At 29.5% G+C, this 26,122-nt stretch carries 32 protein-coding genes and 1 pseudogene; 27 read left to right on the top strand and 6 right to left on the bottom strand.

Annotation, left to right across the window (positions count from 1 at the left end; all coding sequences use genetic code 11):
• Positions 1-47 precede the first annotated feature (47 nt).
• The 11 genes from ylxM to nhaC all read left to right on the top strand — a co-directional run bounded on the left by ylxM (position 48) and on the right by nhaC (position 8,335).
• Positions 48-416, top strand: coding sequence for a YlxM family DNA-binding protein (ylxM, locus tag TVTCOM_RS14045; protein WP_434796899.1), 369 nt, complete (start codon positions 48-50; stop codon positions 414-416).
• Positions 413-1,765 (top strand): signal recognition particle protein, encoded by a 1,353-nt coding sequence (gene ffh, locus TVTCOM_RS14040; protein ID WP_434796898.1) that lies wholly within the window; start codon positions 413-415, stop codon positions 1,763-1,765. Before ylxM ends, ffh begins: the two co-directional genes overlap by 4 nt.
• A gap of 42 nt (positions 1,766-1,807) precedes the next feature.
• Positions 1,808-2,080: a 30S ribosomal protein S16 gene (gene rpsP, locus TVTCOM_RS14035; RefSeq protein WP_434796897.1), complete on the top strand. Its 273-nt coding sequence runs from the start codon at positions 1,808-1,810 to the stop codon at positions 2,078-2,080.
• Positions 2,081-2,142: 62 nt separating this feature from the next.
• Positions 2,143-2,370: a KH domain-containing protein gene (locus TVTCOM_RS14030; protein ID WP_018589721.1), complete on the top strand. Its 228-nt coding sequence runs from the start codon at positions 2,143-2,145 to the stop codon at positions 2,368-2,370.
• Positions 2,371-2,586: 216 nt separating this feature from the next.
• Complete coding sequence (gene rimM, locus TVTCOM_RS14025) at positions 2,587-3,102, top strand: ribosome maturation factor RimM (RefSeq protein ID WP_434796896.1); 516 nt, start codon at positions 2,587-2,589, stop codon at positions 3,100-3,102.
• An 8-nt stretch (positions 3,103-3,110) separates the two neighbouring features.
• The gene (gene trmD, locus TVTCOM_RS14020) at positions 3,111-3,806 is read left to right on the top strand and encodes a tRNA (guanosine(37)-N1)-methyltransferase TrmD (RefSeq protein ID WP_434796895.1); all 696 of its coding nucleotides are present in this window, start codon (positions 3,111-3,113) and stop codon (positions 3,804-3,806) included.
• Positions 3,807-3,904: 98 nt separating this feature from the next.
• Positions 3,905-4,255 carry a 50S ribosomal protein L19 gene (gene rplS / locus TVTCOM_RS14015; protein ID WP_434796894.1) on the top strand — a complete coding sequence of 117 codons (351 nt, stop codon included), beginning with the start codon at positions 3,905-3,907 and terminating at the stop codon, positions 4,253-4,255.
• A gap of 165 nt (positions 4,256-4,420) precedes the next feature.
• Positions 4,421-5,335 carry a ribosome biogenesis GTPase YlqF gene (gene ylqF / locus TVTCOM_RS14010; protein WP_434796893.1) on the top strand — a complete coding sequence of 305 codons (915 nt, stop codon included), beginning with the start codon at positions 4,421-4,423 and terminating at the stop codon, positions 5,333-5,335.
• A gap of 260 nt (positions 5,336-5,595) precedes the next feature.
• The gene (locus tag TVTCOM_RS14005; RefSeq protein WP_434796892.1) at positions 5,596-5,865 is read left to right on the top strand and encodes a metal-sensing transcriptional repressor; all 270 of its coding nucleotides are present in this window, start codon (positions 5,596-5,598) and stop codon (positions 5,863-5,865) included.
• 230 nt (positions 5,866-6,095) lie between these two features.
• Positions 6,096-6,599: a lecithin retinol acyltransferase family protein gene (locus TVTCOM_RS14000; protein ID WP_434796891.1), complete on the top strand. Its 504-nt coding sequence runs from the start codon at positions 6,096-6,098 to the stop codon at positions 6,597-6,599.
• Between the two features lie 308 nt (positions 6,600-6,907).
• A complete protein-coding gene (gene nhaC, locus TVTCOM_RS13995; protein ID WP_434796890.1) occupies positions 6,908-8,335 on the top strand; it encodes a Na+/H+ antiporter NhaC in 1,428 nt (475 codons plus the stop codon).
• 78 nt (positions 8,336-8,413) lie between these two features.
• On the opposite strand, the gene TVTCOM_RS13990 is transcribed toward nhaC, so the two are convergent.
• Positions 8,414-8,500, bottom strand: coding sequence for an IS3 family transposase (locus TVTCOM_RS13990; RefSeq protein ID WP_434799746.1), 87 nt, complete (start codon positions 8,498-8,500; stop codon positions 8,414-8,416).
• Positions 8,501-9,025: 525 nt separating this feature from the next.
• On the opposite strand from TVTCOM_RS13990, the gene TVTCOM_RS13985 reads away from it, so the two are divergent.
• The 11 genes from TVTCOM_RS13985 to TVTCOM_RS13935 all read left to right on the top strand — a co-directional run bounded on the left by TVTCOM_RS13985 (position 9,026) and on the right by TVTCOM_RS13935 (position 18,866).
• The gene (locus TVTCOM_RS13985; RefSeq protein WP_434796889.1) at positions 9,026-10,123 is read left to right on the top strand and encodes a uroporphyrinogen decarboxylase family protein; all 1,098 of its coding nucleotides are present in this window, start codon (positions 9,026-9,028) and stop codon (positions 10,121-10,123) included.
• A 3-nt stretch (positions 10,124-10,126) separates the two neighbouring features.
• The gene (locus TVTCOM_RS13980; RefSeq protein WP_434796888.1) at positions 10,127-11,122 is read left to right on the top strand and encodes a methionine ABC transporter ATP-binding protein; all 996 of its coding nucleotides are present in this window, start codon (positions 10,127-10,129) and stop codon (positions 11,120-11,122) included.
• The gene (locus tag TVTCOM_RS13975; protein WP_434796887.1) at positions 11,109-11,771 is read left to right on the top strand and encodes a methionine ABC transporter permease; all 663 of its coding nucleotides are present in this window, start codon (positions 11,109-11,111) and stop codon (positions 11,769-11,771) included. The genes TVTCOM_RS13980 and TVTCOM_RS13975 overlap by 14 nt, the downstream gene beginning before the upstream one ends.
• 34 nt (positions 11,772-11,805) lie before the next feature.
• On the top strand, positions 11,806-12,618 hold the full coding sequence (locus tag TVTCOM_RS13970; protein WP_434796886.1) for a MetQ/NlpA family ABC transporter substrate-binding protein: 813 nt from the start codon (positions 11,806-11,808) through the stop codon (positions 12,616-12,618).
• A 176-nt stretch (positions 12,619-12,794) separates the two neighbouring features.
• Positions 12,795-13,211: a lecithin retinol acyltransferase family protein gene (locus TVTCOM_RS13965; RefSeq protein WP_434796885.1), complete on the top strand. Its 417-nt coding sequence runs from the start codon at positions 12,795-12,797 to the stop codon at positions 13,209-13,211.
• Entirely contained in the window at positions 13,192-13,539 is a 348-nt protein-coding gene (locus tag TVTCOM_RS13960) for a hypothetical protein (RefSeq protein ID WP_434796884.1), read from the top strand. The genes TVTCOM_RS13965 and TVTCOM_RS13960 overlap by 20 nt, the downstream gene beginning before the upstream one ends.
• Before the next feature lie 115 nt (positions 13,540-13,654).
• Complete coding sequence (locus tag TVTCOM_RS13955) at positions 13,655-14,422, top strand: ribonuclease HII (RefSeq protein WP_434796883.1); 768 nt, start codon at positions 13,655-13,657, stop codon at positions 14,420-14,422.
• Between the two features lie 59 nt (positions 14,423-14,481).
• Positions 14,482-15,498 (top strand): alpha-hydroxy-acid oxidizing protein, encoded by a 1,017-nt coding sequence (locus TVTCOM_RS13950; RefSeq protein ID WP_434796882.1) that lies wholly within the window; start codon positions 14,482-14,484, stop codon positions 15,496-15,498.
• A 491-nt stretch (positions 15,499-15,989) separates the two neighbouring features.
• Positions 15,990-16,862 (top strand): methyltransferase domain-containing protein, encoded by an 873-nt coding sequence (locus tag TVTCOM_RS13945; protein WP_434796881.1) that lies wholly within the window; start codon positions 15,990-15,992, stop codon positions 16,860-16,862.
• 226 nt (positions 16,863-17,088) lie between these two features.
• Positions 17,089-17,421, top strand: a complete 333-nt coding sequence (locus TVTCOM_RS13940) for a hypothetical protein (protein ID WP_434796880.1) — start codon at positions 17,089-17,091, stop codon at positions 17,419-17,421.
• A 92-nt stretch (positions 17,422-17,513) separates the two neighbouring features.
• Entirely contained in the window at positions 17,514-18,866 is a 1,353-nt protein-coding gene (locus TVTCOM_RS13935; protein ID WP_434796879.1) for a CitMHS family transporter, read from the top strand.
• 189 nt (positions 18,867-19,055) lie between these two features.
• On the opposite strand, the gene TVTCOM_RS13930 is transcribed toward TVTCOM_RS13935, so the two are convergent.
• From TVTCOM_RS13930 to TVTCOM_RS13915, 4 genes and pseudogenes are all read right to left on the bottom strand, one after another.
• A complete protein-coding gene (locus TVTCOM_RS13930; protein WP_434796878.1) occupies positions 19,056-19,181 on the bottom strand; it encodes a hypothetical protein in 126 nt (41 codons plus the stop codon).
• Between the two features lie 29 nt (positions 19,182-19,210).
• A complete protein-coding gene (locus TVTCOM_RS13925) occupies positions 19,211-19,366 on the bottom strand; it encodes a hypothetical protein (RefSeq protein ID WP_434796877.1) in 156 nt (51 codons plus the stop codon).
• Between the two features lie 23 nt (positions 19,367-19,389).
• Entirely contained in the window at positions 19,390-19,521 is a 132-nt protein-coding gene (locus TVTCOM_RS13920) for an IS3 family transposase (protein WP_434796876.1), read from the bottom strand.
• 24 nt (positions 19,522-19,545) lie between these two features.
• Positions 19,546-19,650: pseudogene (locus tag TVTCOM_RS13915) on the bottom strand (hypothetical protein); the annotation flags it as partial.
• A 123-nt stretch (positions 19,651-19,773) separates the two neighbouring features.
• Here TVTCOM_RS13915 and TVTCOM_RS13910 point away from each other — a divergent pair.
• Positions 19,774-19,962 carry a hypothetical protein gene (locus TVTCOM_RS13910; RefSeq protein ID WP_434796875.1) on the top strand — a complete coding sequence of 63 codons (189 nt, stop codon included), beginning with the start codon at positions 19,774-19,776 and terminating at the stop codon, positions 19,960-19,962.
• Between the two features lie 96 nt (positions 19,963-20,058).
• On the opposite strand, the gene TVTCOM_RS13905 is transcribed toward TVTCOM_RS13910, so the two are convergent.
• The gene (locus TVTCOM_RS13905; RefSeq protein ID WP_434796874.1) at positions 20,059-20,745 is read right to left on the bottom strand and encodes a response regulator transcription factor; all 687 of its coding nucleotides are present in this window, start codon (positions 20,743-20,745) and stop codon (positions 20,059-20,061) included.
• Positions 20,746-20,884: 139 nt separating this feature from the next.
• Here TVTCOM_RS13905 and TVTCOM_RS13900 point away from each other — a divergent pair, with 139 nt between their 5' ends.
• From TVTCOM_RS13900 to TVTCOM_RS13885, 4 genes are all read left to right on the top strand, one after another.
• A complete protein-coding gene (locus TVTCOM_RS13900; protein ID WP_434796873.1) occupies positions 20,885-22,954 on the top strand; it encodes an ATP-binding protein in 2,070 nt (689 codons plus the stop codon).
• 92 nt (positions 22,955-23,046) lie between these two features.
• Positions 23,047-24,399 (top strand): CitMHS family transporter, encoded by a 1,353-nt coding sequence (locus TVTCOM_RS13895; protein ID WP_434796872.1) that lies wholly within the window; start codon positions 23,047-23,049, stop codon positions 24,397-24,399.
• Between the two features lie 197 nt (positions 24,400-24,596).
• Positions 24,597-25,160: a beta-class carbonic anhydrase gene (locus TVTCOM_RS13890; RefSeq protein ID WP_434796871.1), complete on the top strand. Its 564-nt coding sequence runs from the start codon at positions 24,597-24,599 to the stop codon at positions 25,158-25,160.
• Positions 25,161-25,861: 701 nt separating this feature from the next.
• Complete coding sequence (locus TVTCOM_RS13885) at positions 25,862-26,080, top strand: hypothetical protein (protein ID WP_434796870.1); 219 nt, start codon at positions 25,862-25,864, stop codon at positions 26,078-26,080.
• Positions 26,081-26,122: the final 42 nt, after the last annotated feature.

The following is a 26,122-nucleotide window of genomic DNA, read 5'->3' as shown; positions in this document are numbered from 1 at the left end:
ATGTGTAAAGTAATTAACCTTTACAGTATACACTGGGAGGTGAAGTTATGAATATAGATAAGATGGTTGAAATCGGGTTATTATTTGAACAATATAAAGAATTATTAACTGAGAAGCAAAAAGAAATAGTTTCACTTTATTATGAAGAGAATTATTCTTTAGGTGAAATCAGTGAAAATCTCAATGTATCTAGACAAGGAGTTTACGATACACTTAAACGTTCAGAGAAGATATTGAGAGAATATGAAAGCAAACTTCACTTGGTATCGCAAAATAACGAGCAAGAAAAAATCTTAAAATCACTTGAAGGTAAAATTGTTGACATTAAACAAGATTTATTGCAAAATAGAGATTGTGCTAATTTAATCCCTAAGTTAGAAACAATAGAACAAATATGTAGGGAGTTGTTGAAATGATATTTGAAGGTTTATCAGATAAATTGCAAGGCGCACTTGGTAAGTTAAAATCAAAAGGAAAACTTACAGAAAAAGATGTAAAAGATGCAATGAGAGAAGTTAAGCTTGCTTTATTAGAAGCAGACGTAAACTTTAAAGTTGTTAAAGATTTTATAAAAAAGGTTCAAGAAAGATGTGTTGGACAAGAGGTTATGACAAGTTTAACTCCAGCTCAACACGTTATCAAGATAGTAAACGAAGAACTTACTGCTCTTATGGGAGATGTACAAAGTAAAGTAATGATATCTTCGAAACCACCTACAATTATTATGATGGTTGGTCTTCAAGGTGCTGGTAAAACAACTACTTCAGGTAAAATAGGTAATTACTTTAAAAAACAAGGTAAAAGACCTTTATTAGTAGCTTGTGACGTTTATAGACCTGCAGCAATCAAACAATTACAAGTTGTAGGAGAAAAATTAGATATACCAGTATTTAATATGGGTGACAAAGAAAGCCCAGTAAATATAGCAAAAGCAGGATTAAGTCATGCTCTAAAAAATAACAATGACTTAGTTATTATAGATACAGCAGGTAGACTTCATATAGACGAAACTTTAATGGATGAATTAAAATCCATTAAAACAGAAATAAAACCTCATGAGATTTTATTAGTAGTTGACTCTATGACAGGTCAAGATGCAGTAAATGTATCACAAAGTTTTGATGAAGCTTTAGGCTTAGACGGTGTAGTTCTTACAAAACTAGATGGTGATACAAGAGGTGGGGCAGCACTTTCAATAAGAGCTGTAACACAAAAACCAATTAAATTTATAGGTATGGGTGAAAAACTAGACGATTTAGAACCATTCTATCCAGACAGAATGGCATCGAGAATTCTTGGAATGGGAGACGTACTAAGTTTAATAGAAAAAGCTCAAGATGCTATGGATTTAGAAAAAGCTAAGGAATTAGAAAGTAAAATAAGAAAACAAGATTTTGACTTTGAAGATTTCTTAACTCAAATGGAACAAATAGAAAATATGGGACCACTAGATAAAATTCTTGGAATGATGCCAGGTATGGGTAACATAAAAAATCAACTTGGTGATGTGGACTTAAACGGAAAAGAAATGAAAAGAACTAAAGCCATAATACAATCTATGACTTTAGAAGAAAGACGTAACCCTCAGCTACTAAATGCTTCGAGAAAAAGAAGAATAGCAAAAGGTAGTGGAACAAGCGTACAAGACATAAACAGACTTGTAAAACAATTAGGTGAAATGAAAAAAATGATGAAGATGTTTATGGGAAATCAAAAAGGTATGAAGAAAAGAGGCGCACTTGGCGGACTTCCTTTCTTTAAATAAATAATACACAAAATAGACAAAAAAAATTCGGAGGTGACTGTAATGGCAGTTAAAATAAGATTAAAAAGAATGGGTGCAAACAAAAAACCTTTCTACAGAATAGTAGTAGCAGACTCTAGAGCACCAAGAGATGGAAAATTCATAGAAGAAATAGGATTCTACAATCCAGTTTCAGCTAACAAAGAAACTAAAATAAACGATGAGAAAGCTTTAAAATGGTTATCAGTAGGAGCTCAACCAACTGAAACAGTTAAAAAATTATTCGTTAAAAACGGAATAACTGAAAAGTTCGAAGCTCAAAAACAATCTAAATAGTATTTAAACTATTCAGATACTTAATATAATCCATTATGGATTGATTTTTAGGAGATGAATATATGAAAGAGCTAGTTATGCATATTGTCAAAGCTCTAGTAGATAATCCTGACGAAGTGACAATAGAAGAAACTATGGAAAAAGATGAAATTATCTTAAAACTAAAAGTTTCTCAAGATGATGTTGGCAAGGTTATCGGAAAGCAGGGAAGAATAGCTAAGGCTATTAGAACTGTATTAAAATCTGCTGGAAATAAAGAAAATGTCAAGGTTTCACTTGAAATATTATAGAAGGGTTAGGTATGTGCCTAATCCTTTTTGTTTATAATAATCTTTAAAGTTGAAAATAATCATACAAATATTAAATATATAAATATAAAATAATTTTAAGACTAAAAACAAAGACTAAAGACTAAAAACAAAAACTAAAAACAAAAAACAAATATTATTTGATATTTTAAGATATATTTTTTAAAAAGAAAGAAACAATTTAAAGAAGGTGAGACTATGAAAGAAAATTTAACTCATTTTAGAATCGGTCAGATAGTAAATACTCAAGGTCTTAAGGGCGAAGTTAGAGTATATCCATATGTGGACGATATAAACAGATTTGATGATTTAGAAAGTTTTTATCTTGATAAAAACTTCGAAAAAAAATATGAAGTTGAAAAAGTTAGATATAAAGGGAATATGGTAATAATGAAAATAAAGGGTATAGACTCTGTGGAGCTTGCTGAAAAAGTTAAAACTAAAAACCTTTATATATCTAGAGATAACAGTGTAGACCTTGATGAAGATGAATTTTTCATAGCAGATTTAATAGGGCTAGAAGTATTTACAGTAGGTGGAGATAAAGTAGGAACTCTTAAAGACGTACTACAGTATTCAGCTAACGATGTATATGTTGTAAAAGGAGAGAATGACAAAGAATATCTTATCCCATCAACATTAAAATTTGTTCCTGAAATAAATATAGAAGAAAAGAAAATGATAATAGATCCTATAAAAGGAATGTTAGATTAGGTGATAATATGAGGTTTCACATTATGACTCTTTTCCCAGATATTTTTCACTCATATATGAGTGAAAGTATAATGAAAAGAGCTATTGAAAAAGAAATAATAGAAGTGCATGTGTACAATATTAGAGACTTTTCAGCAAACAAACATAAAAAAGTGGATGACTATCCATTTGGAGGAGGAGCAGGAATGCTTATGACTCCTCAACCTATATATGACACATATAAGCATATTGTAGAAACTCACAATATAAAAAATCCTAGGGTGGTATATTTAACACCAAAAGGACAAGTATATAAACAAGATATAGCTTGTGATTTATCTCTAGGGGAGGACATAATATTACTTTGTGGTCATTATGAAGGAATAGATCAAAGAATAATTGATTTAATAGTAACGGATGAAGTTTCTATAGGAGACTATGTATTAACAGGTGGAGAACTTCCAGCTTTAATTATGATAGATTCCATAGCTAGACTAATTCCAGGAGTACTTAGTCAAAATGAATCCTTTGAAGAAGAAAGTTTCAAAGATGATTTATTAGAATACCCACACTACACTAGACCGAGAGAGTTTATGGGTATGTCTGTACCAGATGTGTTACTGTCAGGTAATCATCAAAAAATAGAACAATGGCGTCTTGATGAATCTAAGAAAATCACAAGACTTAGAAGACCAGATTTGTATAAAAAGTCTTGTAACAAGTAAATAATTATAGTATAATTAAGACTGTTGATAAATAACGGCCGCTCCTCTGTTTACATTGGTCAGTAATTAAGAGCGTCTATGAACTTAGGAGGAAGAAAATGAACGAATTAATAAAATCATTAGAACAAGAACAATTAAAAGCTGAAGTTCCTGCATTTGGACCTGGGGACACTGTAAAAGTACACGTTAAAATAGTTGAAGGAAAAAGAGAAAGAATTCAGGTATTTGAAGGTGTAGTAATGAAGAGACAAGGTGGAGGAGCTAGAGAAACTTTCACTGTTAGAAAAATATCTTTCAATGTTGGTGTAGAAAGAACTTTCCCAGTTCACTCTCCAAAAGTAGAAAAAATCGAAGTTACTAGAAAAGGTAAAGTAAGAAGAGCTAAGATAAACTACCTAAGAACTAGAACTGGTAAAGCTGCTAAGATAAAAGAAGCTAGAAATAAATAATAACTTTTTAAGTTAATTTAGGAAGGAAATCTCTTTAGGGATTTCCTTTTTTTCAGTCATTAATATGATGAAATATGGACAAAATTATAGATATAAGAAAAAAATAAAATCCTAAACATTAGGATAAAATAAATAAGCACTTATAAAAGATAAGGAAGTGAAGACATGGCAAGAGATTATAGAAGAAGTGACTACGATGAGTACTTAAAAGACGATAATTTACATATAAACTGGTATCCAGGGCATATGAAAAAAACTAAGGAATTAGTTCAAAATAACTTGAAAATGGTAGATGTTGTAATAGAGTTATTAGATGCTAGAATACCTTACTCAAGTAAAAACCCTCAAATAGATGAAATAGTTGGAGATAAGCCAAGAGTAGTTGTTTTAAACAAAAGTGACTTAGCAAATCCAGCTAACCTAAGCCAATGGGTTAACTACTATGCTAAAAAAGGAATAAAAGCAATACCTGTAGCTACTATAAAAGGTAATGGAGTAAATAAAATAGTAGAAGAGTGTAAAAATGTTACTAAGGAAATGATGGACAACCTTAAAGCTAAGGGAAGACAAGAAAGAGCTATCAGACTTATGATAGTTGGTGTTCCAAACGTAGGTAAATCAACTCTTATAAATAAACTTACAGGAAGAAAAAGTACTGTAACTGGAGATAAGCCAGGAGTTACTAAGTGCAAACAATGGGTAAGACTTAAAGGAAACTTGGAACTACTAGACACTCCAGGTATACTTTGGCCTAAATTCGAAGATCAAGAAGTTGCACTTAACTTAGCTTTCAGTAGAGCTATAAAAGACGAAATACTAGATATAGACACTCTAGGACTTAAATTTATAGAAAAGCTTATGAAAATAGAGCCGGAGAAATTAAAAGCTAGATATAAATTAGAAGAGCTAGGAGAAACTCCTCTTGAAACTATGGAAATGATAGGTAGAAAAAGAGGATTTATACTAGGAAGACAAGAACTTGACTATACTAGAATAGCTCAAACTGTTTTGAATGAGTATAGAGAAGGTAAAATAGGACAAATATCTTTAGAAGAACCTATGGATTATATGGATAAATAAAAAATAAATTAGTATAAAAACTATTTTGAAATTACTTGTATTTTAGTAAGGTTCAAAATAGTTTTTTTGTTTTTGTTTAAAATAATATATATATCAGCTTATATCCTAAGATTTGAGAAGTAACTTAATGGATGTTCCAACAGCTATAAAATTAAGTAAGGAAACAATGAAAAATATTAGATAGAAGTTGACAACTTTAATAAAATGTTTTATTATGAGAACACATACACCCTATAGGGGTGATGAATAGGAGGAAGGTAATGAATACAGATAAAAAAAAATCAATTCAATCGCTTAAGACAGCTAGAGGTCAGATTGATGGAATAATAAAAATGATAGAAGAAGAACGTTATTGCATAGATGTATCAAATCAGATTTTAGCAGCACAGTCTCTTTTAAAAAAATCTAATATACTAATTTTGAAACAGCATTTAGAGCATTGCGTAAAAGATGCTTGTTATAATAATGATACTGATACTGATGAAAAAATGGCAGAAATAATAAAAATACTTGAAAAGACGATGAAATAAGAATAATGTTTATGTTAAATTTGAATAGAGATGTAATATAAAGTGTGTAAATAAACATATAAAAATATGTTAATTTATACACTTTTTTAGTACTAACATTAATAAATTTTTAGATACACGAAAGGCTATTACTATAAAAGAATATAAAACATATATTTTATTTTGAAAAATAACATTATAAAAAATAAATCATAAATTAAATATATAAATATTTATTGGGAGGTGATATTTTGATTGAACCTCAATACGGAGATGTAATATGTGTTAATCACGGCATATATAATCATTTTGGAATATTCGTAGACAAGAGTCATGTTATTCACTATAGTGGCAAAGAGGAAGACTTTTTTCTAAGACATATGGTTATAGATGAAACTGATATGGAAAATTTTTTAGGAGGATCTGACAAATATTATGTATATAAGTTTTCGAAAGATAAATCTTCTTCTGTAAAAAGAGTAAGAGCAGAAGGATTAAATAGAGATTTTGTAGATGGAGCACAAGCCTTATATCTCCTTTATCAAATTAAAAACAAGGTCAAGTTTAAAATATATTCACCGGAAGAAACTGTGAAAAGAGCAAGAAGCAGAGTAGGAGAGAGAAAATTTTTACTTCCTGCTAATAACTGTGAACATTTTGCTATTTGGTGCAAAACAGGAGTTAGACAATCATATCAAGTCAATGCAGTGTTAAAAGCAGTGTTTGTGAAATATTTAATATATGAGGATTATTAAAAATACGTAGGCAAACGATACCTACGTATTTTTTATTTATAAAATTACATAAAAATAAATATTTAAATAAGTATAATAAAAAATAATGTTAAAAAATAAAAATAATTTAAAAAAGATTAATAAAAAAATAACGATATGTTAGAAATAGTGCTAAAATTATAATATAAAATATAACAAATTATATATTAAAATTATAAAGCAGGTGATACAGCAAAAAACATATTGATTTATGAGGAAAATAATAAGAGCTAGTACGAACTAATAGGTTTCAAAAAAGGCATTATGCTATTTATAAGGGGAGAATTAATATGAAGCAGAAAGTTAGTAGGAAGGCCACATTATTAGAGGCGATGATACCAATAATATGTTTAGGATTATTTTTAGGAGTAGGAATATTTATGTATGGATCATCACCACATGTACCACTGGTGGGAGCGGCAGCCATAGCAGGAGCTATAGGTGTATATAGATTAGGTTTTGAATGGTCTGAATTAGAAAGTAGCATGTTTGATAGTATTAAAATGGCAATGCAAGCAATTTTAATAATAATTATAATAGGTATACTTATAGGAACTTGGATAATAAGTGGAGTAGTGCCAAGTATGATTTATTGGGGATTAAAAGTTATATCACCAAATATTTTCTTAGTGGCATCAGTATTAGTATGTGCCATAGTATCTCTAGCAACAGGATCATCTTGGAGTACAATGGGAACAGTTGGTGTTGCGCTTTTAGGCATTGGTCAAAGTTTAGGCATACCAACAGGATTAGTAGCAGGTTCTATAATATCAGGAGCATATTTTGGAGACAAATTATCTCCTTTATCTGAAACAACTAATTTGGCACCAGCAATGGCAGGTACGGATTTATTCACTCATATAAAATATATGCTATATTCAACTATACCATCATTAATAATAGTTTTAGTTATATTTGGTATAATGGGAATGAAATATTCTGGACAAGAATTAGATGCAAGTCAAATACAATTAATTAGTAGTACATTAGAATCTTCATTTAATACACTATCACCACTTTTATTAATTGCACCAATAGCAGTAATTGTGCTAGTAATGCTTAAAGTACCAGCAATACCTGGACTTATGGGAGGAGCATTAATAGGAGTTATTATAGCGGTATTTTTCCAAGGTCAAGATATGGGAGCCATATTAGAAGCAGCAACAAATGGATATGCATCAGCAACAGGTGTAGAGTCAGTAGACATGTTATTATCTAAAGGTGGGCTTATGAATATGATGTCAACAGTATCATTAACAATATGTGCCCTAGGTTTAGGTGGAATACTAGAAAAAACAGGTATGCTTGAAGCAATAGCATCTTCTATATTAAAAGCTGCAAAAGGCGTATTCGGAACAGTATTATGTACTATGTTAACTTGTACATTTACTAACATAATAGCTGGAGAGCAATATTTATCAATTGTTATACCAGGAAGAATGTATAGTGAAGAATTCAGAAAAAGAGGTATACATCCAAAAATGTTATCAAGAGCATTAGAAGATAGTGGAACACTAAGTTCTCCATTAGTACCATGGAATACTTGTGGAGCATATATAGCAGGAACATTAGGAGTATCAGCCTTTGTATATGCGCCATATGCTTTATTAAATATAATAAATCCATTAGTTTCACTGGCAATGATAGCACTTAATTATAAGGTAGCAAGAATTGGCGATGACAATGAAAAAGGTTTAAAATTTGAAAAAGTTAATTAAATATTGAATTAAATAGATATATTAAGCCAACAGAGAAATGAACTGAATCCTGTCAAGTAGACAGTGTAAAAATAAAAACTAAGCAACAAAGGTCTGTTCTCCATATTCCATCGGAGTCAGGCCTTTTAATCTTTTTTGTAATCTTCTTTTATTATAAAAATCTATACACTTATCTATTGCTAATTTTAATTCTTAAAAATTATGAAATTTCTTCAAATAATACATTTCAGATTTAATAATTCCCCAAAATCCTTCTATTAGTCCATTATCTATACATCTTCCAACACGGCACATACTTTGAATAGCAGATATATTATCAAGTTTTAATTTGAAATTTTTACTTGTATATTTAAAATCCCGATCACTATGAAATAGAGGACTTTCAGTAGTATTGTTCTCAATTGCAATGTCAAATGTATCAAATACTAATTTATTATTATTTTAACTATCTACTATGAAGGGAGCATATCATAAATTTTGTGTAGCAGCTTTTTATATATGAATAAAATATAGCATTTTTAGAGAGTTATAGAAAAAAACTATAGTAAAAAAATTATATTTAAAATTTTGAATGGATATAAAAAAAAATGAAAATAGTGGAAAAATCTTATTTACTTTGTTAACATTGAAAAGGATTTGTTGAAATAAAAATGTCTATTAATAAAACTAAAATAGACTGGGGGGATAAAAATGATAGGATTAAAAGATGAGATGAGTCCTAAGGAAAGATTATCAGCCTATAATCAAGGGAAAGAAGTAGATAGGATACCTACAGTAATAACTTGTGGAGAAACTATACCACCTCTTTATAAACTGAAGATGAAAGACTATTATTTTTCAAGTGATTTGATGGTTCAAGTGGAAAGACAAATCCACAAAGATTTTGTCTGTGACAATATGGGCATGGGACTTGGATTGAGGACAATAGCTGAATCATTAGGAACAAAACTTTCTTATAGAGATGATAATGTATCTTGTATAGAAATGCCATTAATTACTGATTATACGATTTTAGATAATCTTGAATTTACAAATATAAATAAAGATGGAAGATTACCAATTATGGTTGAAGCATTTAAAATACTTAAAGATGAGTTTGGAAATACACATAATATAGGTACAGGATCAGCAGGACCTTTATCTACAGCAGCAGCACTTAGAGGAACAGAATTATTGCTAAGAGATACTAGAAAAAATAAAGAAAATTTACATAAATTATTGAGTTTTACAACAGAAAACTTTATTCACTGTGCTAAGCAACTTTACGAGCAATGTGAAATATGCATGTCTATTTCAGAACCAATAGCATCAGGGAGTTTAATAAGTAAAAAACAATTTTTAGAATTTGAAATGCCTTATTTAAAAAAAGTATGCTCTGAACTAGAAAAAATTTATGGAAAAGCACCATCTTTACATATATGTGGTAAAACAAATGATAGATGGGATTTAATAGTAGAAAGCGGAATATCATCTTTTAGTATTGATGATTGTGAAGACATGGAAGAATTTAAAAAGAATTATGGGGAAAAAGTCGGATTATCAGGTAATGTAAAACCTGTAGACATAATTAAACTAGGTACATCAAAAGACATAGAAGAATCTGTTAAAGAATGTATCATAATAGCGGGTAATAATCCTTGTGGATTTACACTGTCACCAGGGTGTACAACACCAATGTTTACGTCAAAAGAAAACCTTATATCATATATGAATGCAGCAAGAAAGTATGGCAAAGGTGCAAAAAAAGGCTTTATTCCAAGGGGAATAGTAGATATGGGGGAGAACTAAGTTATGATAAAAATAAACAATTTACAAAAGAATTACGGAGAGTTGGAAGTTTTAAAAAATATAAATCTAAATATTGAAGAAGGAGACATTTACGGATTAGTAGGTAAAAGTGGAGCAGGGAAATCCACATTACTTCGTTGTCTAAATGGACTAACTTCTTATAATGATGGATCATTAATAATTGATAATAAAGAAGTAAAAAACTTACACGGGAAAAAATTAAGAGAATTTAGAAAAGAAATAGGCATGGTATTTCAACATTTTTCATTATTAGAGAGAAAAAGTGTTTATGATAACATAGCATATCCGATGAAATGTTGGGATTATTCAAGAGTAGAAATTGATAGAAAAGTAAAAGAATTAGTAGATTTAGTTGGAATACCTGATAAAATTTATGAAAAACCACGTAATCTAAGCGGTGGTCAAAAGCAAAGAGTAGCCATAGCAAGAGCTCTTACTTTAAATCCTAAAATATTATTGTGCGATGAGGCTACTTCAGCATTAGATCCAAAAACAACTAAATCAATTTTAGCTCTACTTAGAAAAATAAATAAGAAGTTAGGAATAACTATAGTAGTTGTTACACATCAAATGTCTGTAGTAAGACAAATATGTAACAAAGTTTCCATATTAGAAAAAGGAAGGATATCGGAACAAGGTTATGTAAAGGATATATTTTTAAGACAATCAGATGCTTTAAAAAAATTCATAGGAGATGATGATTTAGAGCTATCAGATTCAGGAAAAAATATACAAGTAATTTGGCAGGATAAAAGTAAAGACAGAGCTATATTTACACAAATGGCAGTGGACTTAGGAATAACATTTCCCATATTAGATGGATCTGTTTTAAAATATGGAGATGATTTATTAAGTAGTTTTATCATAAATATAAAGGATGAACATTATAATAAAGTTATTTTTTATTTAGAGAGTAAAGATATAACTTGGTTAGATGTAAAGAATAGCAAGGGAGAATTAAGTTATGAAGAGTTATAGTTTAGCAAAATTATTAGAAATAGTAATAATACCAGCACTATGGGCAACTCTTAGAATGTTATTTTTTTCGGGAATATTAGCGACTGTGTTTGGTTTTATAATTGGAATTGTATTGGTACTTACGGATAAGGATGGTTTGCATCCTAATATAGTTATTAATAAAATTTTAAATATTATAGTAAATATTATTCGCTCGTTTCCATTTATAATACTTATGATATCTATAATACCATTAACAAGATTTGTAGTAGGAACATCTATAGGTGAGAAGGCGGCATTAGTACCATTAACTATTGTGGCCACACCATTTATAGGACGTATATTTGAAAGTAGTTTTAAAGAAGTAGATTCATCATTAATAGAGGCAGCTCATTCTTTTGGAGCATCAACTATTCAAATAATATTTGGTGTCATGCTAGTAGAGTCTATACCGTCTATAATCTCAGGACTTTGTCTTTCAATGATTAATTTACTTGGGGCTACAGCTATGGCTGGAGCTATAGGAGCAGGAGGTCTCGGAGCAGTTGCGCTAACTCATGGATATCAAAACTTTAATAAAACTATAATGTATACAATAGTAGTGATTTTAATTATTTTAGTGGCACTAATACAATTTATAGGTGACCGACTTTATAAAAAATTAAAATAAATTTGCAAAATTATTTGGGAGGTATAAGAACAAAATGAAAAAAAGATTACTAGCATTGGTAATGTGCTTATCTTTAGGAACAACATTTTTAGTAGGATGTGGAAAAGATAATGCACAAGCAGGTGGAGAGAAAACAACAATAAAACTAGGGGTTAGAGGAACATCAATTGATGAAGCAGAAATAGCAAAAAGTAAATTAGAAGAAAAAGGATATAAAGTAGAAATAGTTACTTTTGATGATAATATAGCACCTAATACTGCTCTTGCAGAAGGAAGTATAGATGCCAATATGTATCAACATGAACCTTACTTAGATGATTATAACAAAAATGAAGGAACTAAACTTGTAATGGTTAAACCAAAAGTTAGAGCACCGATATTTGGATTATATTCTGAAGAATACACAGATATAAAAGACATAAAAGATGGTTCTACTATAGGATTATGTAATGACTCATCAAATCAAGCACGTGGATTAAAATTATTAGAAGAACTAGGGTTTATAAAATTAGATGAATCTGTAGAATCGCCTACTATGTATGATATAGCTGAAAATCCAAAAAATTTAAAGTTTATAGAAGCAGAGATGATAAGTTTACCACAATCACTATCAGATGTAGCGGCAATAGCTTGTGCTGGAGCCCATATTCAAAATGCTAGCAAAGATCCACAAAAACTTTCACTAGCAAATTCAAATGATGAAGAAGAATATGCAGTGGGTGTAGTTGTAAATGAAAAAGATAAAGACACTCAATGGGCAAAAGACATAGCTGATGCATATAGAAGTAAAGAAATAAAAACATATATAGAAGAAAATTATAAAGGTGTATTTATAGCATTATTTTAACTCTATAACAAAAGACCAAATAAAAACATTTATCGGTCTTTTGTTTTGTATATATTTAAGTTAAGTAGATAATCATGATAGCTATTATCCAAGGAGTTGAATTTTCATAATTTATAAATAACATTATAAAAAATAAATCATAAATTATATATAAATATTTATTGGGAGGTGATATTTTGATTGAACCTCAATACGGAGATGTAATATGTGTTAATTACAGCATATATAATCATTTTGGAATATTCGTAGACAAGAGTCATGTTATTCACTATAGTGGCAAAGACGAAGACTTTTTTCTAAGACATATGGTTATAGATGAAACTGATATGGAAAATTTTTCAGAAGGCTCTGACCAATATTATGTATATAAGTTTTCGCAAGATAAATCTTCTTCTGTAAAAAGAGTAAGAGCCGAGGGATTAAATGGAGATTTGATAGATGGAGCACAAGCATTATATCTCCTTTATCAAATTAAAAACAAGGTCAAGATTAAAATATATTCACCGGAAGAAACTGTGAAAAGAGCAAGAAGCAGAGTAGGAGAGAGAAAATTTTTACTTCCTACTAATAATTATGAACATTTTGTTATTTGATATAATGGGAATGAAATATTCTGGACAAGAATTAGATGCAAGTCAAATACAATTAATTAGTAGTACATTAGAATCTTCATTTAATACACTATCACCACTTTTATTAATTGCACCAATAGCAGTAATTGTGCTAGTAATGCTTAAAGTACCAGCAATACCTGGACTTATGGGAGGAGCATTAATAGGAGTTATTATAGCGGTATTTTTCCAAGGTCAAGATATGGGAGCCATATTAGAGGCAGCAACAAATGGATATGCATCAGCAACAGGTGTAGAGTCAGTAGACATGTTATTATCTAATAGATATATTAAGCCAACAGACAAATAGTTCTGTTGGCTTTTTTGCGAAGATAAATCCTTGGCAATATGAAGGTAGTTAATTATATGATAAAATATAAAAGGTAAGTACATAATAAAACTGAATAAATATTAAGGAGATTACCATGAATAACAAAAGTGTAAAAGAAATAAAAGAAATAGTAGATACTTTAAAAGTTGAGCAATACTTAGAATATATAAATATTTTAAAAAGTGATGAAAGGAAATCAGTACAAAAGTTAGCTGTATCTTTAGCAAAAAAACTAGATGCCATAAGAAAAGAAGATGAAAGATTAGAACTTATAAATACATACGAAAATGACGGATACTCAAAAGGATATCTATACATAGGTGGAATAGACGAAGTTGGTAGAGGGCCACTAGCTGGACCAGTAGTTGCAGCTGTAGTTGTTTTACCACCAAACACAAAAATAGAAGGAGTAGACGATTCTAAAAAAGTAAAAGAAAGCAAAAGAGAAGAGCTATATGAAATAATAAAAGAACATGCACTAGACTTTGGAATAGGAATTGTGGATAATGAAGAAATAGACGACTACAATATTTTAAATGCCACATTTATGGCAATGAAAAAAGCATTAAACTCAATGAAAAAACAACCAGACTATTTATTGGTAGATGCTATAACTATACCAGGCGTTGATATAAAACAAAATCCAATAATAAAAGGTGATTCAAAATCCATATCTATAGGAGCTGCCAGCATATTAGCTAAAGTTACAAGAGACAGAATGATGTGCGACTATGATGAAATATACCCAGAGTATGGATTTAAATCAAACAAAGGATATGGTACAAAGGAACACTACGAAGCTATAGAAAAACATGGTATAACACCAATACATAGAAAAAGTTTCCTTAAAAATGTTTTATAGACTATAATTATAGATGGAAGAATTATCAAGATAAATTATTGTAGGAGGGGATCATAATAATGAATTATAAAGACATGCTAAAAGAAGCAAGAGAAAACTTAAATGGAAGTTGTAGAGTTTGTAAAGCTTGTAATGGAGTAGTTTGTGCAGGAGAAGTTCCAGGAATGGGTGGAAAAGATACTGGATCTGCATTTGTAGAAAACTTCAAAAGTTTACAAGATGTTAAAATAAATATGAGAGTTATACATAATGTATCAAATCCAGATACATCAGTAGAATTATTTGGGAAGAAAATGAAAGCACCAATATTTGCAGCTCCTATAACAGGAACTACATTAAACATGGGTGGAAAAATAAGCGAAAGAGAATACATAACTCCAGTTGTGGAAGGATGTATAGAAAGTGGAATCTTCCCAATGGTTGGAGATACTGCTGTAGATTCTTTCTTAATGGATAACTTAGATGTACTAAAAGAAAATAATGGACAAGGGATAGTATTTATAAAACCTTGGGAAAATCACGATATAATAAAGAAAATAAAATTAGCTGAAGAAGCTGGAGCTTTTGCTGTTGGTGTAGACGTGGATGCATGTGGTCTTGTGACTTTATCTATGCATGGAAAGACTGTTGTACCAAAGGATGTGGAAGCTTTAAAAGAGTTAAAAGCGGCTACTAAGTTACCATTTATAGTGAAGGGAATAATGACTGTGGAAGATGCTATGTTTGCTGTGGAAGCTGGTGTGGATGCTATAGTTGTTTCTAATCATGGTGGTAGAGTTTTAGATTGTACTCCAGGTGCTGCTGATGTGCTACCTGCTATTGCTGAGGCTGTTGATGGTAAGTTGACTGTGCTTGTTGATGGTGGTGTTAGAAGTGGTGTTGATGTTCTTAAGCTGATTGGTCTTGGGGCTGAGGGTGTTCTTATTGGAAGACCTTTTGTTACTGCTAGTTTTGGTGGTGGCAGAGAAGGTGTTGAGATGTATGTTAAGAAGATCGTTGGTGAGTTTGAAGCTACTATGAGGCTGACTGGATGTCAAAGTGTTGGGGATATTGATGGGAAGGTTATATATAGATAATAATTAGTTGGAGAGGGGTTCGATACGACTCGTCTCCAACATTGAAATCCACGAATAAAGGTATTAGTAATTTGCTAATATCTTTTTTGATTTTAGTAATACAATATATCATAATTTACTTGAAGTAGATATGATATACTTTACAGTAAATATAGTTTATGGTATTATTAATTTTACTAAAATACTAAAGGAGTGATATTCATGAAAAATTTATATATAATGTTTAATAAATTAAAAAGAAGATATATTACTCCTACATATATTATAAGATATAGCAAATACATTTAAGATATATATCCCCTGGAGTATTGAATTATACTAAAGGGGATTTTTTATTAACAAAAATAAGGAGGTAGTTAGAATGAGCATATTTGCATACCTAAGATGGAGAGGATAGCACACGAGTTGTGGCTATCGTTAAATAAATTTAATACAATGTCATAACTCCGTGCTATTTGATACTAATAGTTAAAATAAGGAGATTATGAACAATGAAAAAATTAAAAAAGATTGAAGTTTTAAGAGCATTACTTAATAAAAATATAGAGATACTTAGATGCCCAATTTGCAAAAAATCTATAAAATGTATAGAAGAAAATAGTCTATTATGTGAGAATAATCATTGCTTCAACGTATCTAAAAAAGGATACGTTAATTTACTAAAAAACAATACAAATACAATATATGGTAAAAGTCTATTTGAATCTAGAAGTAAAATATATGAAGGTGGTATATATGAGAAGCTTTCAAAAGAGATAATAAATATAGTAGATAAATATACAGCAAATAAGGACAATAGTTTTGTGTTAGATACTGGTTGCGGAGAGGGATATTATTTAAATCAACTATATTTAGATGAAAAAATAAATAAAAAATGTAGGTTATTTGGAATAGATATATCAAGAGAAGGAATTTCACTTGCTACAAGACACGAAAATGATATACTATGGATTGTTTCAGATTTATCAAACTTACCATTTGAAAATAGTAAATTTGATATAATATTAGATATATTTTCACCATCAAACTATAGTGAATTTACCAGAGTTTTAAATAAAGATGGAGTAGTTATAAAAGTAATTCCAGAGGAACACTATCTATATGAAATAAGGTCTGAAATAAAAGGAAAAATAAAAAAAGACACTTATTCTAATAAAAATATTATAGATTCATTTAAAAATAATTTAGAAATAGTTTATGATAAAAGAATTACTTATAAAACAAATGCTTCTAATTTAGAAGATTTTATAAAAATGACTCCATTAACATCGAGTCTAAATCAAGAGCAGATAAATGAATTAATTAAATGCAATATAGAAATGATAACAATAGATTTAAGGGTTATTGTAGGTAAAATAAAATAGATAAATGTATAAAAAATACAAAGAAAGATTACAGAAGAACAAATGATAGAAGGCTTGTTAGGATAAAGTATAATTAAACATTATATATCTATACTTTTATTCGACACTAAATTCGTGAGTATTATTTCTGTGATTCGTCTCCACCATTAAAATCCACGAAAAGTGGCTGTCGCACTAAAAAAATAGTGTGACAGTCTTTTTTACTTATTAGGATATTAATAAAAATTTGAAACATAGTCTTTATTCAATTCAACGAATACTTCTGAATTTATTTGTCCTATTTAGTATAGCCTATCTAGATTTAGAAGAACATGGAATAAATACTGATACTTGCAATGGAATAGAAGAAGCATTAATTTTAATAGAAGAAAATTCATATGACATGGTATTGATAGACCAGCAATTATCAAATTTAAAGATAATTATGGTTGATCAAGTTAAAAAGGAAGTTGTAGAAGTTAAGCCATATGGATTTATAGATGAGTTTATAGAAAAACCTGTATATGTAAATGTAATTATTGATATGATTTATCGAATACACAACCTTAAAAAAATGTAAGGTAAATCTTACGTTTTTTTAAGGAAAAAACGATATCCTTGTAAGGTTAAGATGATATTATTTAGACAATAACTTAAATGGAGGATATCAAAATGAGCGAAACAATGCTTGGAATTATTGGATTTTTAACAATCGGTATGGTAATATTCTTATTATTTAATAATTTTACAATACCATCATTAGCTTTTATAACAGCGTCAACTATAACAGCAGTTATATTAGTGTTAACAGGAACTTTCACAATTAGTGAAGTAGGAGAATTTATAGAGGCAGGTGTGGCAGGAACATCGCCAACAGCATGTCTATTCTTATTCTCAGTATTATTCTTTGGAATTATGACAGATGCAGGAATGTTTGATAGAATCATAAATGCACTTGTTAAAAAAGTTGGAGATAGTGTTGTAGGTGTTGCAGTTATGTCATGTTTTATTGCAATGATAGGTCACTTAGATGGAGGAGGAGCATCAACATTTTTAATTACAATACCAGCTATGTTACCAATATATAAAAGATTAAATATGAGACCAACAACTCTTATGTTAATATGTGTAACAGCGATGGGTGTTATGAACTTACTGCCATGGGGTGGGCCAACAATGAGAGCCGCTTCAGTAGTTGGAATAGAACCAAGTGCATTATGGAAAGAATTAATACCAATGCAAGCTGTAGGATTAGTTGTAGCATTATTAACAGCAGTTATATGGGGAAAAATAGAAGTTCGCCGTGGAGCTGGAGTGCATGGAAAGTTAGCAACAAATACAGGGAATGGATACAGTGAAGATTTAGAACAAGAATCTGCTAAAGAAAATAAAAATAACGAACTTGAAAGACCTAAGAACTTTGGAGTTAATGTTATATTAACTTTAGCAGTAATTATATCACTTGTATTTTTAGAAGTACCTGCATACTTAGTATTTATGATTGGTTGTTCTTTAGCTATATTTATAAACTACCCAGATGTAAAGTTACAAAGTAAGATAATAAAGAAACATTCAGGACCAGCAATAATGATGGCATCCACATTATTTGCAGCAGGTGTGTTCCTTGGAATGCTTGAAGAATCTGGATTAATGGAACATATGGCAACTATTTTAGCAAGTATGTTACCAGAAGCATTAGGGCCATTTTTACCAATATTAATAGGTATATTATCGGTACCATTAACACTTGTATTCTGTACAGATGCATATTTCTATGGATTATTACCAGTATTAATAAGTTTAGGAAATGCTTTTGGTGTAGATCCTGTACAAACAGCTATATCAATGGTAGTATGTAGAAACTGTGCAACATTCATAAGTCCAGTTGTACCAGCAACATTCTTAGGTACTGGATTAGCAGGGGTAGAAATCAAAGATCATATTAAAAACTCATTCTTCTGGGTTTGGGGAGTTAGTGGAATATGTCTGTTAACAGGACTTTTATTCGGAGTTATACAATTATAAGTAATAGTAAGATTAGGAAAAATTTATATAGTTTATAGTTAGTAGATCTTAATAACTTACTTAAATAAAATGCTACAATTAGAAGCTGATATCTTCTTAAAAGATATCAGCTTTATTTTAACTGGATCTATGTCAATATTTTAGACACAAAAAATTGAATTTTAACTTGCCCTAGCTATTTTTTCGCATTCATCTGGTGTTACGAAACCAATACTTCCATGGATTCTTTTTATTATCTAAAGCTCTTATTATTAAATCTGTAGTCATATTCTTATCAAAGGCGTAGCCTACAATCTTTCTTGTATGTAAATCCATGACTGATGCTAAATAACATCATCCATCTTTTATTGTATGTATATGATATCCCAAACCCATTTTTCATTTATTGTATTTGTTGAAAAATCTTGATTTAAAATATTTTCTTTATCTTCTATTTTTACTTTTGTAGTATGGTGATTAAACTTTTTTACTATTACAGACTTCAAACCTAATTCACTCATAATTCTTTGAACTCTTTTTATACTTACATCAATTTTTTTACTAATAATTTATGAATTTTAGGCGCACCATATCTATCATTACTATCATCATATATAGTCTGGATTTCTTGTTTTAATAATTCTCTTTTAAGAGCTCTTAATTCTTTTAGTGTCATTTCATCATTCCCATCAGAAGATGATGATATAGGAGAGTTATTTTTTATCCATGTAGATATTGCTGATTTTGGTATTCCATACTCACTATGTAGCGCAGCTAATGATTTTCCTGATTTATATAATTCTATTATTGTATTTTTAAATTCTTCTGTATATTTTGCTATATTTAGACACGTCCTTTATAATCTTACTTTATTATAATTCGTTGGATTAATTGTGTCTATGCACTTATACTAACATCAAAGTGGTACATGTATTATACTGTAAACTATGGATATATACCCAATATAGTAGCAGGTGACGGAGAAGAAATAGGTGTACATATGGAAGAAAGCTTTATAATTTATCAAAGTAAATTTGGAGATATAGAAATTAGATATAAAGATGACAAAATTACTTTTATGAAAAAAGTATCTAAAGAAAAACAAAGCCAAGGATAGCAAGTCAAGTCATTGAAATAACTTGACTAAGATACCCAGGGGGGAAACTTGACGCCTTTTGTCAAGTTTATGCTACTAGTTCTTATATTAATTATTTCAACCTGTAAAAAAACGATATCCACTGCCGCGAACAGTAACAATATACTTTGGGTTTTGAATATCTTCTTCAATTTTATTTCTTAAACGATTAATATATACCATTATAGTATTGTCATCTACAGCAATTGTATGTCCCCAAACATGATCATAAATCATTTCTTTAGTAAAAACTTTATTTGGGTTATTCATGAATAAAAGAATAAAGTTACTTTCCTTAGCCGTAAGAATTATCTCGTTATTGTTTTTATAAAAACGAAGGGTTGAAGTATCGTATTTAAAACAACCACATTCAATAATGTGATTATCATTTGCAATTTGGTTTTTGGTGCGCCTAATAAGAGCTTTAATTTTAGCACCAATAACTAAAGGTCGAAACGGCTTTGTAACATAATCATCAGCACCAATAGATAGGCCATATAGTGCATCATAATCCTCACACCTGCCACTAATTATGATAATAGGTGTTAATATATTGCTATTACGTAATTTTTTAATAACATCAAATCCTTCCATATCACCCATATTAATGTCCATTAAAATAACATCATATTTTGTGTTCATAGCTAGGCTTAAAGCCTCTGTTCCACTATTAGCAATATCAGAGTGTAGTTCGTTGCAATCAATTACTTTTTTTAATAGTTTACATATAGCAATATCGTCATCAACAATTAAAACTTTATCCATTAAATAGTCCTCCGTACAATTTGCTTTTAAAATATAAAAATAGTTTATAAAATTTTATATTTAATAAATAACTAAGATTTATTATAATGGATTTAGATACATATGTCTAGTTAAGAAAATTGTTTAGAGGTGGAGTAATGTGAAAGAAAAAAAAATTATACCGATCATGATTATTTTAACAATAATTTCAGGAGTGGTTATTAATACTGGATTATCAGTGTTGGCAAAATATAAGGTAGAAAGTGTTAATATCCAAAAGAAGCAATTACAGATTATTGCACAAACATTATCAGAATATATTCAAGAAATTATGTTGCAAAAAGCACAAATACTAGATGCAAAAAGTGAAAATATCGAATTTAGCAATAATAATGAAAAGTTTATTTTGATAGGTGAAAATGGTAATACAATAGATAATGAAAAATACATTAATATATTTAAAAAACAGTATGGATATACACAAGTAACTAATGATATTAAGTTGGTTGCATATGACGATAAGGGAGAATTTTCTTGTGTATTAATAAAGCAGTTAGATAGTAATATTTCTGTTGGTATGATAATAGATTTACAATTATATTATAAAAATTTCATATCGAAAATTAAGGTAGGTACAAATGGATATATTGTAGTTAAGAATGCGGACGGAATTATTTTAATGCATCCAGAGGATATCCAATTAGGAATTAATGTGATTGAGGGAAGACAAGCACTTTATCCAGATGTAGACTTAACGAGTTTAAAAGAATTATTTGAATTTCAATCTATAAATGAAAGTGGAGTAAAAGAGTATAATTCTTACTGGTGGACTAAAGAAAAAATTATAGATGTGAAAAAAATAGCAGCACATTCACAAGTGAATTTTGAATCAGATTTTATCATCGTTTCTGCAATTACAGATTACGATGATATATATAAGCCTTTAGAAGAGGGATATGAAAGTATATTTAATATGATTTTTACGGTAACTGTGATAATATTGTCATTCTTGGGATATATAGCATATCTTATTTTTAAAAACAATAAAAATAGGGAGGAAATTTTATACTTAAGAGAACTAAATGATATTTTAGAAGAAACTAGAAGAAAAGAAGAAACTATGTCACATCAACAAAGATTACAAATAATGGGAACAATGACTGGTGGTATAGCTCACGAGTTTAATAATTTATTAACACCAATTATAGGTTATGCAGAGTTACTAAAGTGCAGTCTATCAAATGATTCAGAAGAATTTGAGTACTCTCAAGAAATATTAAAATCAGCGGATAGTGCACAACAAATTATTAAGAATATTTCTAAATTAAGCAGGAAAAATATAGAAACAGTTTTCAAATTTATTCATTGTAGGCATATATTTGAAGATGTGATTAAAATGCTTATTCCATTAATACCATCAAATATTAGGTTAATAGAAATATATAATATAGGACATGATAAAGGAATTCTATGCAACGAAACTCAAATATATCAAGTAATTCTAAATCTATGTGTAAATGCATTTCATGCAATAGGAGATAAAGAAGATGGAATAGTAGAGTTCTGTTGGGGGATTGAAAATGAACAAATTATAATTAAAGTTAAAGATAATGGATGTGGTATGGAAAAGATTATACAAGATCAAATATTTGATCCATTTTTCACAACTAAAATAAATGGACAAGGTACAGGGCTTGGACTTTCAATGGTAGACCAAATTGTACATAGCCATAAAGGTAGAATAGAAATAGATAGTAAGGTTAATATAGGAACAACTTTTACTTTATATTTTCCATTAGCAATAGAATCAAAAATAAGAATAGTAGATAGTAAAAAACTTAATGAAAGTAAAATTGAAGTTTTAATTTTAGATGATAATGAAAAAGTAATGAGATTGTTAAAAAGAGATTTAGAAGAACATGGAATAAATACTGATACTTGCAATGGAATAGAAGAAGCATTAATTTTAATAGAAGAAAATTCATATGACATGGTATTGATAGACCAGCAATTATCAAATTTAAAGATAAATAAGGATGGGCTTAATATAGCAGAATTAATAGCTATAAATTTTCCGTATTTAAATAAAATAATTATGGTTGATCAAGTTAAAAAGGAAGTTGTAGAAGCTAAGCGATATGGATTTATAGATGAGTTTATAGAAAAACCTGTATCTGTAAATGTAATTATTGATATGATTTATCGAATACACAACCTTAAAAAAATGTAATATAAATCTTACGTTTTTTTAAGGAAAAAACGATATCCTTGTAAGGTTAAGATGATATTATTTAGAAAATGACTTAAATGGAGGATATCAAAATGAGTGAAACAATGCTTGGAGTTATTGGATTTTTAACAATCGGTATGGTAATATTCTTATTATTTAATAATTTTACAATACCATCATTAGCTTTTATAACAGCGTCAACTATAACAGCAGTTATATTAGTGTTAACAGGAACTTTCACAATTAGTGAAGTAGGAGAATTTATAGAGGCAGGTGTGGCAGGAACATCGCCAACAGCATGTCTATTCTTATTCTCAGTATTATTCTTTGGAATTATGACAGATGCAGGAATGTTTGATAGAATCATAAATGCACTTGTTAAGAAAGTTGGAGATAGTGTTGTGGGTGTTGCAGTTATGACATGTTTTATTGCAATGATAGGCCACTTAGATGGAGGAGGAGCATCGACATTTTTAATTACAATACCAGCTATGTTACCAATATATAAAAGATTAAATATGAGACCAACAACTCTTATGTTAATATGTGTAACAGCGATGGGTGTTATGAACTTACTTCCGTGGGGTGGGCCAACAATGAGAGCCGCTTCAGTAGTTGGAATAGAACCAAGTGCATTATGGAGAAAATTAATACCAATGCAAGCTGTAGGATTAGTTGTAGCATTATTAACAGCAGTTATATGGGGGAAAATAGAAGTTCGCCGTGGAGCTGGAGTGCATGGAAAGTTAGCAACAAATACAGGAAATGGATACAGTGAAGATTTAGAACAAGAACTTGCTAAAGAAAATAAAAATAACGAACTTGAAAGACCTAAGAACTTTGGAGTTAATGTTATATTAACTTTAGCAGTAATTATATCACTTGTATTTTTAAAAGTACCTGCATACTTAGTATTTATGATTGGTTGTTCTTTAGCTATATTTATAAACTACCCAGATGTAAAGTTACAAAGTAAGATAATAAAGAAACATTCAGGACCAGCGATAATGATGGCATCCACATTATTTGCAGCAGGTGTGTTCCTTGGAATGCTTGAAGAATCTGGATTAATGGAACATATGGCAACTATTTTAGCAAGTATGTTACCACAAGCATTAGGGCCATTTTTACCAATATTAATAGGTGTATTATCGGTACCATTAACACTTGTATTCTGTACAGATGCATATTTCTATGGATTATTACCAGTATTAATAAGTTTAGGAAATGCTTTTGGTGTAGATCCTGTACAAACAGCTATATCAATGGTAGTATGTAGAAACTGTGCAACATTCATAAGTCCAGTTGTACCAGCAACATTCTTAGGTACTGGATTAGCAGGGGTAGAAATCAAAGATCATATTAAAAACTCATTCTTCTGGGTTTGGGGAGTTAGTGGAATATGTCTGTTAACAGGACTTTTATTCGGAGTTATACAATTATAAGTAATAGTAAGATTAGGAAAAATTTATATAGTTATAGTTAGTAGAACTTAATAACTTACTTAAATAAAATGCTACAATTAGAAGCTGATATCTTCTTAAAAGATATCAGCTTTATTTTAACATTACTTAATTGATAACTGTAAATAAATATAATCATTAATCAAACATTTAATGTGTCATAAAAAAGGGAGATATAAATGAAAAAATTAGATAGCATATTACAATACAATTATGAATTTGTTAAAGATGAACAGTATAAGGTATTTGAAACATCAAAACATCCGAAAAAGAAAATTCTAATATTAGGATGTATGGATACTAGACTGATAGAGTTATTACCTAAAGCAATGAACATTAAGAATGGAGATGCTAAAATCATAAAGAATGCAGGTGGTATGATAACTGATCCATTTGGTCATGAAATGAGAAGTATTATGATTTCTGTATATGAATTTAATATAGATGAGATATATATAGTAGGTCATCATAAATGTGGGGTATGTAAATTAGAATCAGATTATATATTAGATAAAGCTGTAGAAAGAGGAATATCCAAAGAAACTATAAATATGATGAAAGCTTCAGGAATAGACCTAGAAAAATGGATTACAGGATTTGAAACAGTAGAAGCGTCAGTTGCTGATAGTGTAAATATAGTTAAAAATCACCCTCTAATGCCTAAAGAATTAATAGTACATGGAATGGTAATATGTCCTGAAACCGGTAAACTAGATGTTACTATAAATGGATACAATAATTAGTTTAAAAATAAAATAATGAATTAACATTATGTAAGTGTACTAAAACAAGCAATATCAACGAGTGATATTGCTTGTTTTTTGTGGTGTGCCCAGCATGGGCAACAACTTGACGGTGAAAGTCCGTTGCAGGCTTGATAGTGGGAACTACATATGAGGGTATTAGAAACGGACCAGTTTGCAATACAAAACAAAGTCCAACACTATCCGAATTTCTAGGAGTAAATGTAGCAGATATATGAGATGAAGGTTGTTGCTCTTACCTGGGGAGGTCTGATAGATACATCATTAATAAAGGATGTACTTCCTAAATGATAACCTACATAGTGATATGTAGTTGAACTATCAGAAGTCAGCAGATGTCATAGTACTATTTATGTGCACAATAAATAGGAAGGACTGAACATTAAGGAGGTTTTCAACTTTGGATAAATTGAAGATTGTTGGTTTACTATCTTCAGAAGAGTTTATTAATCTATTTGATGTTTTTGCACAAAAAGAAAGTAATATGGTTTTTAAGGTATTAACGTAAGTTACAGTTGTTGATATAAAAAATGAAAAAGTAAAGAAAAAAATTGAAGAGACACCAACTTTAGCAATAAATCTTCTTAGCCATTTTTCATGTAAATTTCAAAAAATAGTTGAGATTTTAGCTCAAGTTGCTTTGTAATTACTTTTCAGGTTATGGCAAGTCAAAGTTAGAAATGATTGAAGTTGATGTTGAAACAGATTTAAATGCAGCTGTATTTTTAGGATTAGAAGAAGGTTATGGAGGAATCTTAAATACAGTTACAAACTTAAAAATTGCATCATCAGCTTCTGAAGAGGAAATAAGAAAAATAGCAGATATTGCTTTATTGAAATCACCAGTTTTAGAAAGTATTAAGCATAGACCTACATTAAATATTAATTTTATAAAATAGATGAAAAGATAAAAAATTGGTATATTGAGGAGCTTACTAGTA

This window comes from Terrisporobacter vanillatitrophus (assembly GCF_051148895.1).
GTDB classification, from domain to species: Bacteria; Bacillota; Clostridia; order Peptostreptococcales; family Peptostreptococcaceae; genus Terrisporobacter; species Terrisporobacter vanillatitrophus.
The sequence above is the reverse complement of the archived record's forward strand: the minus strand, read 5'-3'. Positions and strand labels throughout refer to the sequence as shown.